13 protein-coding genes, 1 tRNA gene and 1 riboswitch are annotated in these 15125 nt (G+C 65.6%); of the genes, 8 read left to right on the top strand and 6 right to left on the bottom strand.

Annotation, left to right across the window (positions count from 1 at the left end; all coding sequences use genetic code 11):
* The gene (locus ABID37_RS10950) at positions 1–1962 is read right to left on the bottom strand and encodes a glycosyltransferase (RefSeq protein ID WP_354194567.1); all 1962 of its coding nucleotides are present in this window, start codon (positions 1960–1962) and stop codon (positions 1–3) included.
* Between the two features lie 504 nt (positions 1963–2466).
* On the bottom strand, positions 2467–2979 hold the full coding sequence (locus ABID37_RS10945; RefSeq protein WP_354194565.1) for a GcrA family cell cycle regulator: 513 nt from the start codon (positions 2977–2979) through the stop codon (positions 2467–2469).
* A 359-nt stretch (positions 2980–3338) separates the two neighbouring features.
* Here ABID37_RS10945 and ABID37_RS10940 point away from each other — a divergent pair, with 359 nt between their 5' ends.
* From ABID37_RS10940 to ABID37_RS10930, 3 genes are all read left to right on the top strand, one after another.
* Positions 3339–4532, top strand: a complete 1194-nt coding sequence (locus ABID37_RS10940) for an aspartate aminotransferase family protein (protein ID WP_354194563.1) — start codon at positions 3339–3341, stop codon at positions 4530–4532.
* 14 nt (positions 4533–4546) lie between these two features.
* A complete protein-coding gene (argF, locus tag ABID37_RS10935; RefSeq protein ID WP_354194561.1) occupies positions 4547–5464 on the top strand; it encodes an ornithine carbamoyltransferase in 918 nt (305 codons plus the stop codon).
* Positions 5465–5581: 117 nt separating this feature from the next.
* Positions 5582–6601, top strand: coding sequence for an Hsp33 family molecular chaperone (locus ABID37_RS10930; RefSeq protein WP_354194559.1), 1020 nt, complete (start codon positions 5582–5584; stop codon positions 6599–6601).
* Positions 6602–6652: 51 nt separating this feature from the next.
* Here ABID37_RS10930 and apaG read toward each other — a convergent pair whose 3' ends face one another.
* Positions 6653–7045 (bottom strand): Co2+/Mg2+ efflux facilitator ApaG/CorD, encoded by a 393-nt coding sequence (gene apaG / locus ABID37_RS10925; RefSeq protein ID WP_354194557.1) that lies wholly within the window; start codon positions 7043–7045, stop codon positions 6653–6655.
* 115 nt (positions 7046–7160) lie between these two features.
* Here apaG and ABID37_RS10920 point away from each other — a divergent pair, with 115 nt between their 5' ends.
* Complete coding sequence (locus ABID37_RS10920) at positions 7161–7484, top strand: MmcQ/YjbR family DNA-binding protein (protein WP_354194555.1); 324 nt, start codon at positions 7161–7163, stop codon at positions 7482–7484.
* 24 nt (positions 7485–7508) lie between these two features.
* Here the strand turns inward: ABID37_RS10920 and ABID37_RS10915 are convergent, their stop codons facing one another.
* Positions 7509–8711, bottom strand: a complete 1203-nt coding sequence (locus ABID37_RS10915) for an O-succinylhomoserine sulfhydrylase (protein WP_354194553.1) — start codon at positions 8709–8711, stop codon at positions 7509–7511.
* A 56-nt stretch (positions 8712–8767) separates the two neighbouring features.
* Positions 8768–8845: riboswitch (SAM riboswitch) on the bottom strand.
* 89 nt (positions 8846–8934) lie between these two features.
* Between ABID37_RS10915 and ABID37_RS10910 the strand changes: the two genes are divergently transcribed.
* From ABID37_RS10910 to ABID37_RS10895, 4 genes are all read left to right on the top strand, one after another.
* Entirely contained in the window at positions 8935–10029 is a 1095-nt protein-coding gene (locus ABID37_RS10910; protein ID WP_354194551.1) for a 2'-deoxycytidine 5'-triphosphate deaminase, read from the top strand.
* 120 nt (positions 10030–10149) lie between these two features.
* The gene (locus ABID37_RS10905) at positions 10150–10926 is read left to right on the top strand and encodes an ABC transporter substrate-binding protein (protein WP_354194549.1); all 777 of its coding nucleotides are present in this window, start codon (positions 10150–10152) and stop codon (positions 10924–10926) included.
* A gap of 431 nt (positions 10927–11357) precedes the next feature.
* Positions 11358–13574 carry a FepA family TonB-dependent siderophore receptor gene (locus ABID37_RS10900; protein WP_354194547.1) on the top strand — a complete coding sequence of 739 codons (2217 nt, stop codon included), beginning with the start codon at positions 11358–11360 and terminating at the stop codon, positions 13572–13574.
* Positions 13575–13752: 178 nt separating this feature from the next.
* Complete coding sequence (locus ABID37_RS10895; protein ID WP_354194545.1) at positions 13753–14073, top strand: YMGG-like glycine zipper-containing protein; 321 nt, start codon at positions 13753–13755, stop codon at positions 14071–14073.
* A 129-nt stretch (positions 14074–14202) separates the two neighbouring features.
* Here the strand turns inward: ABID37_RS10895 and ABID37_RS10890 are convergent.
* A tRNA-Gly gene (locus tag ABID37_RS10890) sits at positions 14203–14276 on the bottom strand.
* A gap of 230 nt (positions 14277–14506) precedes the next feature.
* The gene (gene gfa / locus ABID37_RS10885) at positions 14507–15082 is read right to left on the bottom strand and encodes an S-(hydroxymethyl)glutathione synthase (protein ID WP_354194543.1); all 576 of its coding nucleotides are present in this window, start codon (positions 15080–15082) and stop codon (positions 14507–14509) included.
* Positions 15083–15125 lie beyond the last annotated feature (43 nt).

Raw genomic sequence — 15125 nt, 5'->3', positions numbered from 1 at the left:
TCACTGCCTGCGGACGTTGCCGGCCAGCGTTGCCAGCATGGTTTCGTGCGGCGTCTTTTCCCAGCGGAACGGCTGGCGCCAGAGCTGCCACAGCGCGCGCCAGCCGGCCCAGGACATCATCGCCCAATAGGCGGGCGTCAGCAGAACGACCTTCCAGAAACCACGCCTCTGTCCCTTTCCCATGGTTCGCCAGCCGAGCAGCAGGAAGGAGAGGTAGCCGCAGGTGACATTGACCACATCGAGCGCCATCAGCACCGGATAGGCCGCCCCCTTCGAAACGCCGAGCAGCAGCCGCGCGCCGCTGACAAGGAAGGTCGCCAGCAGGAACGGATGCAGCAGCGCCGAGGCCAGCATGCCGGCCAGAAGCACTTGCGCCGCAAGGAAGGAAGGCAGGCCGAGATCGCGGGCGAGGCGCACCGGATGGCGCATATGCACCAGGAAGGTCTGGGCCCAGCCCTTGAACCAGCGCGTGCGCTGCGGCACCCAGATGCCGAGCCTGCGGGGCGCCTTCTCGTAGGTCGGCGACGACAGCGTCTCGGCCCGGTAGCCGAACCGCGCCAGCCTCAATCCCAGATCGGCATCCTCGGTGACGTTGAACGGATCCCAGCCGCCAACCTCTTCCAGTGCGGCGCGGCGGAAATGGTTGGAGGTGCCGCCGAGCGGCAGGATCAGCCGATGGCGCGCGAGGAAAGGCAGCAGGCCTCGGAACAGCGCCCGGTACTCGAAGGCGAACATGCGCGCCACCAGGCTCTCCGGCCCGTTGGAGATTTCAAGCGGCGCCTGCAGCACGGCGACGTCCGGCCCGCATTTGCGAAAACGGGCCCAGGCTTCGGCAAGCTGCATGGGGTCCGGCCAGTCCTCGGCATCGTAGAGCACCACGAACTCGCCGCTGGTCATCGGCAGGGCATAGGAAAGCGCCTTGGGCTTGGTGCGAGGGCCGATATCGGGCACCTCCACCACCTCGATATGGGCAGGCAGCGGACCGGCGCGGATCGCCGCCAGCGTCTCATGGTCGTCGGCTTCGCAGACCAGCTTGATCTCCAGCTTGTCTCGCGGCCATACGATCCAGTCGAGCGCGGTCAGCAGGTCGGGAACGATATCGGCTTCCTTGTAGAGGGCGACAAGGACGGAATAGGTCGGCAGGTTTCCGGCCGGTGCCGGCGGCGGCTCATGTTCCACGGAGCCCGACATCAGGGCGGCGAGGAGGCGCAGCGCCACGCAGGAGAAGAAAAACAACGTCGCCAGCACATGGACAAGCGCCAGCACCAGCGTCGGCGCCAGTATCAGCCCGACCGGCAGCAGGGCCATGACGATGCCCACGACATAGCCCTGCCAGGCATTGGCGACGACGCGGGCCGACATGTCGGGACGGCGGTCCGACAGGCCGTTGACCGAAATGCGGGACAGAAGCGGGCGCCCGCGTTCGACCAGCGCCGCGCGCAGCGACTTCTCATCGACGATCCTCACCCGCGGCGCGAGGCCCGGACGAGCGCGCAGAAAGGCGCACATGCGTCCGGGGCGGATGAGCTTTGAGGGAAGCAGGAGGGAAACCGAACTCCCGCCTTCCAGATATCTCACCGGCAGGTGGTCGCCATCACCGCGCAGGAGCGTGAGAAGCTGGTCGTCGCTGAGCACCAGCCGCTGCGGGTCGATGGCGTCGAGCCACTGCAGGCCCGTTTCATCGGCCAGGGCCCGGATGACCTCGCCTCTGGTCGGGGCCCCGGATGCGGTCAATGCGGACAGGACATCCTTGCGCGCCCCGCGCGTGCGCAGGAGCCGCGCCGCCACCGGCGGCGGAATGGCCAGCCGCCGCAACACCGGCCGCCATTCCTCGACCGTGCTCCAGCCGTCGACCCGTGCCCGGATGGCGGGACCCGAAACCGTCCCGGCCCGCTCCCGGCTGGGATAGGAACCACGGCCCCCGCCGGCGCCGCCTCCGATCTCGATGACCGTTCGATGCATGACACCTCCCCCCTTTGTCGTCCAAGCCTGTGCCATCCAAGCTGGTCATCCATGACATTGCTTGCGGCCGCAGGTCCTGTTTCGCCGACAGCCGACTGCCCGCCGAGACAGGCCGCGCAAGGCGCCATGCCCCTGGCCGACAGCCGTCGACCGCTGGAAGCACACCGGTTTGTCGTGAAATGCTGAAAGCGACCCTCAGACCACCCGCCGAAACAGGATTCCGGCCACCTCAGGATCGTACAGGCAACGTCCCCCGATCCGTCGATCTATTGCCCGCGAACGGCAGGGATAGGGCTCCCCTACCGCGCCCGGTTAAAACCCAACTTGGCGAAACCCGCCTTATGAAGACCCGACTGACCAACTCAACCCCCCGATTGTTGATTTTTTCCATCGGACATGGCGATGCTAGCATGTTTTTTCCGACATGCCAGCCGTCAGGCCCGCAACGCGAAAAACCCCGCCTCGCGGCGGGGTTCCGGTTAGGGCAGCAAAGTCGTGCTGCGATCAGCGCAGGCGGCGGCGCTCCGAGGCCGGCTGGAAGGCAAGCCGGGCGTGATAGGCGCAATAGGGGCCGGATTCGCCCGCCTCGTTGCCGCAGAAATGGAAATCCTCCGACAGCGGGTCGCCGTTCGGCCACTTGCAGGTGCGCTCGGTGAGCTCGGTAAGGTCGAGGCGACGCGAGATCGGCACGACAACGTTCTCCACGGCACGCAGGTGCTGGCGCGCCACCGGCTCGGCGTCGAACTGGACCTGCAACGCGGTCGCGCCGACGGTCGGCGCCGCGCTGCGGGCCGGGCTGGCCGAACGCGCCGGCTTCGACACCGAAGGCGAGGAGGTCTTCTTCTGGCGGGCCGGCGCGGCCGTGGTGCGGCCGCGGCCGGACAGCTTCAGCCGGTGCACCTTGCCGATCACCGCATTGCGGCTGACGCCGCCCAGCTGCGCGGCGATCTGGCTGGCGCTCAGCCCTTCCGCCCACAATTTTCGCAAGAGCTCAACTCGCTCGTCAGTCCAGTTCATGAGACTGCGCTCCTTTGGACGTGCGGCCCTCGGAATCCCTTCCCGTTCCGACAAAAGCCGGTCAGGCACCACATCTATGTGGATGATTGGGTATGCCGCACGAAATCTAGTTATTTCACGTCCATAACTACAATATGCATGGACTCGGTGACAAGAGTCGGGATCGAAACCCGAATCAGTTTTTGCGGTTTTCCCCAACTTGACCCGTCATTTCGGGCCGCAACCCGCCGCCGGACGGGGGCCATCCGGCCCGCATGGCGGGGGCGACTTTCCATTGACAGCGCACCCCAAAACCATGATAAGCGCTGGGAGCCGCCGAATGGGCGGCTTTTTAATTTCCGGTCCCGGAGACGCATATAATGAGCGGTTCGGCGCTTTACGATACTTTCGCCCGCATACCTCTGGTTTTCGAGCGCGGCGAAGGCTCGTGGCTGGTGACCGACAAGGGCGAGCGGTATCTGGATTTCGCCGCCGGCATCGCCGTCAATTCGCTGGGCCACGGCCATCCGCATCTGGTCGCCGCGCTCACCGAGCAGGCCGGCAAGCTCTGGCATGTCTCCAACCTCTACGACATCCCCGGGCAGACGCGGCTGGCGGAGCGGCTGGTCGCGGCGAGCTTCGCCGACAAGGTGTTCTTCTCCAATTCCGGCGCCGAGGCGCTCGAATGCGCGATCAAGACGGCGCGGCGCTATCACTACGCCAACGGCCAGCCCGAGCGCTATCGCATCGTCACCTTCGAGGGTGCCTTCCACGGCCGCACGCTGGCCACCATCGCGGCCGGCGGCCAGCAGAAATATCTGGAGGGCTTCGGCCCCAAGGTCGAGGGTTTCGACCAGGTGCCGTTCGACGACAGGGAAGCGCTGGAGAAGGCCATCACGCCCGAAACCGCCGCCATCCTGGTCGAGCCGGTGCAGGGCGAAGGCGGCATCCGCCCGCTGCCCGGCCAGTCGCTGAAGCGGCTTCGGGACCTGTGCGACAAGCACGGCCTGCTGCTCATCTATGACGAGGTCCAGTGCGGCATCGGCCGCACTGGCAAGCTGTTCGCCTACGAGTGGAGCGGTGTCGCGCCCGACATCATGGCGATCGCCAAGGGCATCGGCGGCGGCTTCCCGATGGCGGCCTGCCTCGCCACGGAAGAGGCAGCGAAGGGCATGGTCGCCGGCGTGCATGGCACGACCTTCGGCGGCAACCCGCTGGCTATGGCGGTCGGCAACGCGGTGCTCGACGTGGTTCTGGCCGACGGTTTCCTGGAGGAAGTGCAGCGCAAGGCGCTGCTCATGAAGCAGGGGCTTGCCGCCATCGCCGACGAGTTCCCGGGCGTGATCGAAGGCATCAGGGGCACCGGTCTCATGCTGGGGCTGAAATGCGTGCTGCCGGCCGGCGAGGTCAACGCCGCCCTGCGCGACCACAAGCTGCTGGCCGTTCCGGCCGGCGACAACGTCATCCGCCTGCTGCCCCCGCTGACCCTGACGGATGCGGAGATCCAGGAAGGGCTTGCCCGCATCCGCGCCGGGGCAGCCAGCCTGGCCCGGGTGCCCGCAGAAGCAAAGTGATTGGAAGCCGATAGATGAGCCTGCGCCACTTCACCGACCTGTCCACCGTTTCAGCGCAGGATTTGCGCTCCATGCTGGACGATGCGGCACGGCGAAAGGCGCGCCTCAAGGCCGGTGAACGCACCCGCCCGCTCGAAGGCAAGGTGCTGGCGATGATCTTCGACAAGCCCTCGACCCGCACCCGCGTGTCGTTCGATGTCGGCATGCGCCAGCTCGGCGGCGAGACCATCATGCTGACCGGCACCGAGATGCAGCTCGGCCGTTCCGAAACCATCGCCGACACCGCCAAGGTGCTGTCGCGCTATGTCGACGCGATCATGATCCGCACCACGGACCATGAACGGCTGATCGAACTGACCGAGAGCGCCAGCGTGCCGGTCATCAACGCGCTGACCGACGACACCCATCCCTGCCAGATCATGGCCGACATCCTCACCTTCGAGGAGCATCGCGGCCCAGTGGCGGGGCGCACCTTCGCCTGGGCCGGCGACGGCAACAATGTGCTGCACTCGCTGATGGAGGCGGCCGCCCGCTTCTCCTTCAACGTCAACGTCGCCGTGCCGCAAGGCAGCGAGCCGATGCAGAGCTATGTCGACTGGGCGCGCGCCAACGGCGCTTCGGTGACCTTCTTCCCGACCGCCGAGGAAGCGGTGAGCGGGGTCGACTGCGTCGTCACCGATGCCTGGGTGTCGATGAACCAGGAGCACCGGGCGCGCGGGCACAACGTGTTCCTGCCCTATCAGGTCAACGCCGCCTTGATGGCCAGGGCCAAGCCGGACGCGCTGTTCATGCACTGCTTGCCGGCGCATCGCGGCGAGGAGGTCACCGACGAGGTGATCGACGGCCCGAATTCTGTGGTGTTCGACGAGGCCGAAAACCGGCTGCACGCCCAGAAGGCCATCCTGGCCTGGTGCCTGGACGCGGGCGCCTAGCGGCAGCGCTTGAATCCGTCGGGGTCGGTGCCTATCTCCGGCGCACCATCCCACACCACGACGATGCCAGGGGCCGGCCTTGCTTGCTAAGGCGGGGCCCGCGGCCGGAGACAAGCCATGCTGGAATCCATGACAGTGACCGGACACGAAGCAAAGCCCCGCGAGAAAAAGCTTGGTGAATTCGGCCATGCCGGCGACGACCATGTCGTGCCCTTCGAGGTCGCCGCGCTCGACGTGCGCGGCCGCGCGGTGCAGCTCGGCGCCATGCTCGACACCATCCTGTCGCGCCATGCCTATCCGGAGCCCGTCGCGCGGCTGCTGGCCCAGGCCGGCGTGCTCACCGTGCTGCTCGGCACGTCGCTGAAATTCCAGGGCAAGTTCATCCTGCAGACGCGCACCGACGGGCCGGTCGACATGCTGGTGGCCGACTTCAGCACGCCGGATGCGCTGCGCGCCTATGCCCGCTTCGATGCGGACAAGGTGGCCGCGCTCGAAGCCGAGGGCAGGACTGACGACATCGCCCTGCTGGGTTCCGGCGTGCTGGCCCTGACCATAGATCAGGGCGCGCATATGCAGCGCTATCAGGGCATCGTGCAGCTCGACGGCATCTCGCTGGAGGAGGCCGCGCGCGTCTATTTCCGGCAGTCGGAACAGATCCCGACCGACCTCAGGCTCGCCGTCGCCAAGCAGGTCGTGGCCGGCGGCGCCGAGCAGTGGCGGGCCGGCGGCCTGCTGGCGCAGTTCCTGCCGCAGGCGCCCGAGCGCATGCGCATGCCCGACCTCAACGGCGGCGACGGCGACGAGACCGAGCCCAGCCACCATCCGCAGGACGACGCCTGGCAGGAGCTTCTGGCGCTGGTCGGCACCATCGAGCCGGCCGAGCTGATCGATCCGACGGTGGGCGCGGAGCGGCTGCTCTACCGGCTGTTCCACGAACATGGCGTGCGCGTCTTCGACGGCGTCGAGGTCACCGACCGCTGCTCCTGTTCGCAGGCGCGGATCAAGGGCATGCTCGACGGCTTCACCGCCGAGGAGGTGCGCGACAGCATCGAGGACGGGCGCATCCGCGTCGAGTGCCAGTTCTGCTCGAAGGCCTATGAGTTCGACCCGGCCGAGTTCCTGCCGGCCGCAGACTGATCACCAACCCGCCGGCGCGCCACAACGGGCCGGCTTTTTTCTGAAAAAGCCTCAATTGACGGTTCGCCGCTCGCCGGGAAGGTCGAGCGAGAAGGCCGGAATGGCGACGTCGAAGGTCTCGCCCTTGGCGTTGCGCATCGTGTAGCTGCCGACCATGAAGCCGGACGGCGTGGTGAGCGGGCAGCCGGAGGTGTATTCGTAGCTGTCGCCGGGGTCGAGTTCGGGCTGGTCGCCGACCACGCCGGCGCCGCGCACTTCCTCCACATGTCCGGTGCCGTCGGTGATGCGCCAGTAGCGCGACATGAGCTGGACGAACTCGCCCGAGTGGTTCCAGATCGTCACCCGATAGCCCCACACATAGCGGCTTTCCGCTGGATCGGACCGCTCCTCCAGATAGAAGGGCCGGACCCTGACCTCGATGTCACGTGTGGTGGCGCTGTACATGCTTCGCCCTCCCGACAGGAAGAATTGGCCTCCGCCCGCGGCCGGTCAAGCCCCTACCTTGCCGGCCTCGCATCCTGATGCGGCTTTTGGCATGATGGGAGCAGGGAACACGCCGATGACGACAGGACAACAGTTTCGCGACATGGCGCTGTCCTTCGAGGGCGCCGCCGAAGGCAGTCATTTCGATGTCACGGACTTCCGCGTGAAGGGCCGGATATTCGCGACATGGCGCGAAAGCGACGGACGGGCGGTGCTGAAGCTCGCGCCCGACCAGCAAGGGCTTCTCATGGAAACCGCGGCGGACATCTTCTCGCCCGCCGCCGGCGCATGGGGCCGCAAAGGCTGGACCGAGGTGGCGCTCGCCGGCGCCGATGAAGCCACGCTGCGCCACGCCATGACCATGGCCTGGCGTTCCGTCGCACCGAAGGCGGGCCGCTGAAGCCCGCCTCCGGGGCCGGAACAATCAGGCCGTCTTGGCGGCTACGGACAGCGCCTGCTCGATGTCCTCCAGCAGATCGTCGGCGTCCTCGAGGCCGATCGAGAAGCGCAGCGTGCCCGGCCCGATGCCGCTTTCGGCGCGCGCCTCCTCGCTCAGGTTCTTGTGCGTGGTGGTCGCCGGATGGGTGATCAGGCTCTTGGCGTCGCCCAGATTGTTGGAGATCAGCACGATGTCGAGCGCGTTCTGGAAGGCGAATGCCGCCTTCTTGCCGCCCTTGATATCGAGGCAGATCAGCGTCGAGCCGCCCGACATCTGCCGTGCGATGATGTCGGCCTGCGGATGGTCGGGACGGCCCGGATAGACGACCCGCTCGACATGGGGGTTCTGCGCCAGGAAATCGGCGATGCGGGCGGCAGAGCGCATCTGCTGGTCGACGCGCACCGGCAGCGTCTCCAGCCCCTTCAGCAGCGCCCAGGCGTTGAAGGGCGACATCGAGGGGCCGGTGTGGCGGAAATAGTCGTGCAGGTTCTCGTCGATCCAGTCCTTGTCGGACAGGATGATGCCGCCGAGGCAGCGGCCCTGCCCGTCGATATGCTTGGTCGCCGAATAGACGACGACATGGGCGCCGAGATCCAGCGGCCGCTGCAACAGCGGCGAGGCGAAGACGTTGTCGACCACCAGGCGCGCGCCGATGGAATTGGCCAGTCCCGCGACGGCGGCGATGTCGATGACCTCGAGCGTCGGATTGGTCGGGCTTTCGAGGAAGAACAGCTTGGTGTTGGGGCGCACTGCCTGTTCCCAGTTGGCGATGTCGGTGCCGTCGACCAGCGTGGATTCGATGCCGTAGCGCGGCGCCAGGACATCGATGATCCAGCGACACGAGCCGAACAGGGCGCGCGCCGCCACGATATGGTCGCCGGCCTTCAGGCTGCACAGGATGGCGCCGGCCACGGCGGCCATCCCCGAGGCGGTGGCGCGGGCGTCCTCCGCGCCTTCCAGCGCGCACATGCGCTTCTCGAACATGTCGACGGTGGGGTTGGCGTAGCGCGAATAGATGAAGCCGGGCACCTCGCCCTTGAAGCGGGCCTCGGCCGACTCGGCCGTCTCGTAGACATAGCCTTGCGTGAGGAAGATCGCCTCCGACATCTCGCCGAACTGGGACCTGAGCGTTGCACCGTGCACCAGCGTGGTGCGGGGTCTCCAATTGCGTGTCTTGTCTGATGTCATGGCTCTCTTCCAACAACAAAAAAACCGGTCACGAAAGTCGCAACCGGTACAGACGGCCTTGAGGCCAGACGGTCCTTTAGCGACTTGTTTAACGTGGCTGCAAGCCGACCGGCCAAATCACCACGGGATAAGCCTCCTTTAAACCCCGCTCCGTCTTGCGTCAATCGGCCGTATGTTTAAGACATTCGCGATTGTGGCCCGATCATCGGCCGGGAGCGTACCCTTGCGTCAGACAGGCATTCTACCCGATCAGGACATCGCCGCGCTGTTCGAAAGCGGCGCGCTGGCCGCGCCGCGCGCGCTCGACGCCGACCAGATCCAGCCGGCCAGCCTCGACCTGCGGCTCGGCGAAAAGGCGTTGCGGGTGCGCGCCTCCTTCCTGCCCGGTCCCGGCCACAGCGTGGCGGAGAAGCTCGACCGGCTGCAACTGCACGAGATCGACCTCACGCAGGGCGCGGTGCTGGAGACAGGCTGCGTCTACATCGTGCCGCTTCTGGAGACATTGGCGCTGCCGGCCGGCGTCTCGGCCTCGGCCAATCCGAAAAGCTCCACCGGGCGGCTCGACATCTTCACGCGGGTGATGACCGACCACGGCGCCGAATTCGACAAGATCGCCGCCGGCTATCACGGCCCGCTCTATCTGGAAGTCAGCCCGCGCACCTTCCCCATCATCGCCCGGACCGGCTCGCGGCTGTCGCAGATCCGCTTCCGCACCGGCAATGCGCTGCTGTCCGAAGATGAACTCAGCGCGCTTCATCGCAGCGAGACGCTGGTCGCCACCGAGCCGCCCGACATTTCGGGTGGCGGCATCGCCCTGTCGATCGACCTCGAGGGCGACGCCGGCGGGCTGATCGGCTACCGCGCCAAGCACCACACCGGCCTGATCGACGTGGACCGCCGCGCCGCGCACGACGTGCTCGACTTCTGGGAGCCGCTCTACAATCGCGGCGCCGCCGAACTGGTGCTGGACCCGGACGAGTTCTACATCCTGGTAAGCCGCGAGGCGGTGCATGTGCCGCCGCTGCATGCCGCCGAGATGACGCCCTTCGACCCGCTGGTGGGCGAATTCCGGGTGCACTATGCCGGCTTCTTCGATCCGGGCTTCGGCCATTCGGCCGCCGGCGGCACCGGCAGCCGCGCCGTGCTGGAGGTGCGCAGCCACGAGGTGCCCTTCATCCTCGACCACGGCCAGATCGTCGGCCGGCTGGTCTATGAGCACATGCTCAAGCGCCCCAAGGCGCTCTACGGCACCGATCTCGGCTCCAACTACCAGGCGCAGGGCCTGAAACTGTCCAAGCATTTCCGCAGCGCCTCCTGACGCAAGGTCAGCGCCCGCACTGCTTTCACCCTAAAGCTTTCGGCTTGTGTCGGGCCGATGGCTGTGCTTGGCTGCCCTCCAGGCCAAAGGGGGCCTGTGATTTTTGGGAAGAGGTTCACTATGCGAATTTCCGGATGGCTCGCGGGCGTCGCCACGGCAGCCGTGGTCGCCCTTGCTGCCGGGCAGGCAGCGGCACAGGAAGGGGGCAAGCTCAAGATCGGCACCGAAGGTGCCTATCCTCCCTTCAACACGCTGACCGCCGACGGCAAGCTCGAAGGCTTCGACGTCGACATCGCCAAGGCGCTGTGCGACCAGATGAAGGTGGAATGCGAATTCGTCGTGCAGGACTGGGACGGCATCATCCCCGCCCTGCAGGCCGGCAAGTTCGACGCCATCGTCGCCTCCATGTCGATCACCGACGAACGCAAGGAGCAGGTCGACTTCACCAACAAATACTATGTGACGCCGCTGGCCGTGGCCGCCGTCAAGGACAGCGACCTCAAGGGCACCACGCCCGAAGACCTCGCCGGCAAGACGGTCGGCGCGCAGGCGGCGACCACGCAGGCGATCTACGCCCAGGACCACTACGCCAAGGCCGGCGCCGACGTAAAACTCTATCCGACCCAGGAAGAGGCGGTGCAGGACCTCATCAACGGTCGCCTCGATGCCGTCGTCTCCGACAAGTTCGTGATGGTCGACTGGCTGAAGAACTCGGCCGATGCCGATTGCTGCAAGATGATCGGCGACGTCGCGGGAACCGAGCTGGAAACCGGCATCGCCATCCGCAAGGGCGAGAACGAGCTGCGCGAGAAGCTCAACGCAGCCATCGACGCCATCGTTGCCGACGGCACCTACAAGAAGGTCCAGGACAAGTATTTCGACTTCGACATCTATTGATATCGAAGCCTGTCTCCGGGACCGGACGCAAAAGGCCGCGGTGAAAACTGCGGCCTTTTTGCCACTCTCCCCCTCTTTGTCCGGCCGGCGCAAATCTCTCCTTCCTATTTTTCCGGGTCCGACCTATAGGATTTGTTGACTTTTAAAGTCATGTTTTTTCAACGCCCGCTCGGCCATCGTGCAGAGCGGTCGAGCAGGAGAACTGCCGGACGGGCCTTCCCGCCTGTGCGGCGAATGTCAAACGCCGATGCACATGATCGAACACTGAACCGCAACGGCTTTTCTGCCGGCACCGTCTCCCCTCCACTTCAGCCAGTCGACCGACCAGCCGCATGGGAACTCTCCCTGTGGGGCGGATCGCGCCTGTCGGACATCTGAAGTGAGGGACTATCGAAATGCATTTCCGCCCGACATCTCGAACGGTAACAGCCTTGGGCCTGCTGCTATCGCTTTCTGTTTTTCCGGCGCTGGCCCAGACGGCGAACTCGACGGCCGAAGACGAGGAAGAAACAGCCAGCCAACAGGCATCCGGCGATATCGTCCTCAACCAAATCACGGTTCTGTCGGCAAAGGAGCAGCTCAAACAGGCACCCGGTGTCTCCAACATATCCGCCGAGGACATCGCCAAGACACCGCCCACCAACGACATATCCGAGATCGTGCGCAAGATGCCCGGCATCAACCTGACCGGCAACTCAGCGACCGGCGTTCGCGGCAACAATCGCCAGATCGACATCCGCGGCATGGGGCCGGAGAACACGCTGATCCTCATCGACGGCAAGCCGGTTCTGTCGCGCAACGCCGTGCGCTACAGCATGAACGGCGAACGCGACACGCGCGGCGATTCCAACTGGGTGCCGGCAGAAGCCATCGAGCGCATCGAGGTCATTCGCGGACCGGCGGCGGCGCGCTACGGGTCGGGCGCATCGGGCGGCGTGATCAACATCATCACCAAGCGTCCCGACAAGGCGACCTACAGCGTCAACACCTATTTCAACGTCCCGGAGCATTCGGACGAAGGCGGCAGCAGGCGCGCCAACCTTCTGGCATCCGGCCCGATCAACGATTTTCTGTCCTACCGCTTCTTTGCCGGCATCGGCGAGCAGGAGCCGGACAAGCTCAGCATCAACGGCGGGGAAACAGACGGGGTCACGGCGCCGGCCGGCCGCGAGGGCGTCGTCAACAAGGACCTGAAGGGCCTGCTGTCCTGGGAGGTCAACGAGTCCCACCGGCTCGACTTCGAGGCGAACTGGAGCCGGCAGAGCAACCAGTATGCGGGTGATACGCAATATGGCGGCACCGGCAGCGACATCCTCAAGGAGATCGCGCGCAACGGTGACGAAACCAACCGCATGACCCGCTCGGCGCTCGCCGCCACCCACTACGGCCAGTATGATTTCGGCACGTCGGAAAGCTCCATCCAGTGGGAGCATACCGTCAACAAGCGCCTCAACGAGGGCCTTGCCGGCGGCGGCGAAGGCACCATCTCCACCGGCGGGGACGGCCCGACCTGGGGCACGGCGACGCTCGACAACATCTACGCCAAGAGCGAGTTCAACATCCCGGTTTCGCTCCACTTCGACCAGAAGCTGACGCTCGGCGTCGACTATCGCGGCGAGCTGATGGACGATCCCATTTCGATCCGGCAGACGATCAGCAACGGCATCGATTTCGGCATTCCAAACAACCCGGAAGACCGTGACCCGAAATCCTCGGCTCACATGTTCGGCATCTATGCCGAAGACAACATCATGATCTCCGACGACTTCATCCTGACGCCGGGACTGCGGGTGGACTACCACGACAAGTTCGGCTTGAACTGGAGCCCGAGCCTGAATGCGTCCTACAATTTCACACCCGAGATCACGCTGAAGGCCGGCATCGCGCGGGCCTTCAAGGCGCCCAACCTCTTCCAGCTCAACCCGAACTATGTCTATACGAGCCGCGGCTTCGGATGCCGGGCACCCTATTTCGGGATGTCGTGCTACATCATCGGCAACCCCGATCTCGACGCGGAAGTCAGCGTCAACAAGGAAATCGGCATCAACTACACCGACGATGCCGGCTGGAACGCGGGCATCACCTACTTCCACAACGACTACAAGAACAAGATCATCACCGGCTACGAGCCGATCTGGTTCCAGTTCCCCGACCGTCCCACGGAAGGCACCCGTCTCTACCGCTGGGAGAATGGCGGACCTGCTGTCATTTCCGGTCTGGAGGCAAATCTCGCCGTTCCGGTTTTCGACAAGCTGACTTGGACGACGAACGCCACCAGGATGATCGAGTCCAAGGACTCCAACGGACAGCCCCTGTCTCTGGTGCCCGAGTACACCATCAACACGGCGCTGAACTACCAGGCGACCGAGGACCTCGGCTTCACCGTGTCGGCCACGCATTACGGCAGGATCAAGCCGCTCACCTGGAACTCCACCAGCGGTGAACCGCGTGAAGGGGATGAGCTGAACGCCCGCAAGGCCTACACCGTCGTCAACGCCAGCCTCGACTTCCGACTGAACGAAAATCTCAAGCTCGCCGCCGGCGTGAACAACATCTTCGACGAGAGGCTGTTCCGAACCGGCGACGGGGCCAACACGTTCAACGAACCGGGCAGGGCCTACTTCCTCTCGCTCTCGGGCGCGTTCTGAGCGGAGGCTGCCGCCTCCCCTATCGACACGGGCATCCGCGCATGGCGCGGATGCCTTCCCGGCTCTCCATCCCCTGCCACGGCCGATGCATGAAGGCCCGGGGAACCCATTGCGGTCAGGCTGCGTTCATGTTTGTTGTGCAATGTGGGGCCGGCTTTCAGACAAGGAGAAGGACCAGATGAACATCCTCAAATTTGCCGCCATGGGCGCCGTAGCCCTGACGATCGGTCTTGCCGGCTGCTCGCAGACGCCCCAGCAGCAACGCGCCACCACTGGTGCGGCACTGGGTGGTGCCGGTGGCGCGCTGGTCGGCCAGGCCATCGGCCGCGACACCAAGAGCACGCTGATCGGTGCCGGCGCCGGCGCGCTGCTCGGAGCCGTTGTGGCCACCTCGGGCGGCCCGCAGCCGGGCGACCGCCAGATGTGCCGCTATCGCGCGCCGGACGGCCGCGTCTATGTCGCGGAATGCGACGAGCGCTACTATCGCGGCCAATACTAAGCCGCAGGACCAAGGGGCCGCGGGCATACTGGCGGACGCCACCCGCAGCTCCGGCCCGCATTCCTGCAACGCCAGACGATTCCGTCTGGCGGAAAAATGCTCGACGCAGGGAAAACCGCGCGGATGACTTGGAGCGGGTAGCGGGAATCGAACCCGCGCGTTCAGCTTGGGAAGCTGACAGGCTACCATTACATCATACCCGCGCCGCGCTTCGTTAGCATGCGCGGGCTGCCCGCCGCAACGGGCAAAGTACAGCGATTTTTTGCGAACCGGCCGGCTGCTGTAGCAAGGCGACCGGCGCGTTTGCTGTCTTGGCCAGGCAGTCACAACGCATGGAACTTTCGTCCAGTCCCGGTCGGACGAAAGCGTCTGTCCGTACTTTCAACCAGGTCCGGGTGCACTCACTTGCCCGGACGGCCCATGTGCCGGGCCGTCACTGCTTGAGGACGCCGGATTTCCTGGCGGTCCAAGTGGCGATGTAGTCCATCAATCCGGGCGACAGGCAGTCATAGGGTTCGAGGCCGAGTTCCCTCAACCGAGCGCGCACGCCATCCATCTCGGCAGGGTCGACGCCCGCCTCGATGATCGAGGAGACGAAGGCGGCAAAGCCCGGTTCGGGCCAGCCGCTCTCCCCGAAGCGCTCCGGATGGATGAAATCCAGCCCCTTGAACGGGTGGTCGCGCTCGACCGGGCCGTACATGTGCACGCCGCATTCCTTGCAGGCATGACGCTGGATCAGCGCCGAGGCATCAACCACCGCAAGCTTGTCGCCGTTCTCGACGACGGCAACATTCTCGTGGGCGGCCACCGCGACGATCGAGAAGGCGGCTCCTTCCGGCTTCCAGCACTTGGTGCAGCCGCAGGCATGGTTGTGGGCGATCTGGCCCTTGATGGCCACCTTCACCGGCCGGCTGGCGCAGGCGCATACCAGCGTGCCCCCCTCGAAGCCGGCGCTGCCCTGTTTCACCCCGCCGTCGAGGGCCGGATGTATCGTCACGGTACTTGTCATGAGTTCCTCCTCCGCCTTTTTGCTTGTTCGCGGTCCCGGACAT

The sequence above is a fragment of the Aquamicrobium terrae genome (assembly GCF_040545735.1).
Taxonomy (GTDB): Bacteria; Pseudomonadota; Alphaproteobacteria; order Rhizobiales; family Rhizobiaceae; genus Mesorhizobium; species Mesorhizobium terrae_A.
This window is presented reverse-complemented; position numbering and strand designations above follow the sequence as displayed.

Excerpts from the sequence above, each read along its gene's own strand:
- ABID37_RS10945 (WP_354194565.1), bottom strand. The coding sequence starts at position 2,979 with ATGAACTGGACTGACGAGCGAGTTGAGCTCTTGCGAAAATTGTGGGCG.
- apaG (WP_354194557.1), bottom strand. The coding sequence starts at position 7,045 with ATGTACAGCGCCACCACACGTGACATCGAGGTCAGGGTCCGGCCCTTC.
- ABID37_RS10895 (WP_354194545.1), top strand. The coding sequence starts at position 13,753 with ATGAACATCCTCAAATTTGCCGCCATGGGCGCCGTAGCCCTGACGATC.
- argF (WP_354194561.1), top strand. The coding sequence starts at position 4,547 with ATGAGCCTGCGCCACTTCACCGACCTGTCCACCGTTTCAGCGCAGGAT.
- ABID37_RS10920 (WP_354194555.1), top strand. The coding sequence starts at position 7,161 with ATGACGACAGGACAACAGTTTCGCGACATGGCGCTGTCCTTCGAGGGC.
- ABID37_RS10930 (WP_354194559.1), top strand. The coding sequence starts at position 5,582 with ATGCTGGAATCCATGACAGTGACCGGACACGAAGCAAAGCCCCGCGAG.
- ABID37_RS10950 (WP_354194567.1), bottom strand. The coding sequence starts at position 1,962 with ATGCATCGAACGGTCATCGAGATCGGAGGCGGCGCCGGCGGGGGCCGT.
- ABID37_RS10905 (WP_354194549.1), top strand. The coding sequence starts at position 10,150 with ATGCGAATTTCCGGATGGCTCGCGGGCGTCGCCACGGCAGCCGTGGTC.
- ABID37_RS10915 (WP_354194553.1), bottom strand. The coding sequence starts at position 8,711 with ATGACATCAGACAAGACACGCAATTGGAGACCCCGCACCACGCTGGTG.
- ABID37_RS10940 (WP_354194563.1), top strand. The coding sequence starts at position 3,339 with ATGAGCGGTTCGGCGCTTTACGATACTTTCGCCCGCATACCTCTGGTT.
- gfa (WP_354194543.1), bottom strand. The coding sequence starts at position 15,082 with ATGACAAGTACCGTGACGATACATCCGGCCCTCGACGGCGGGGTGAAA.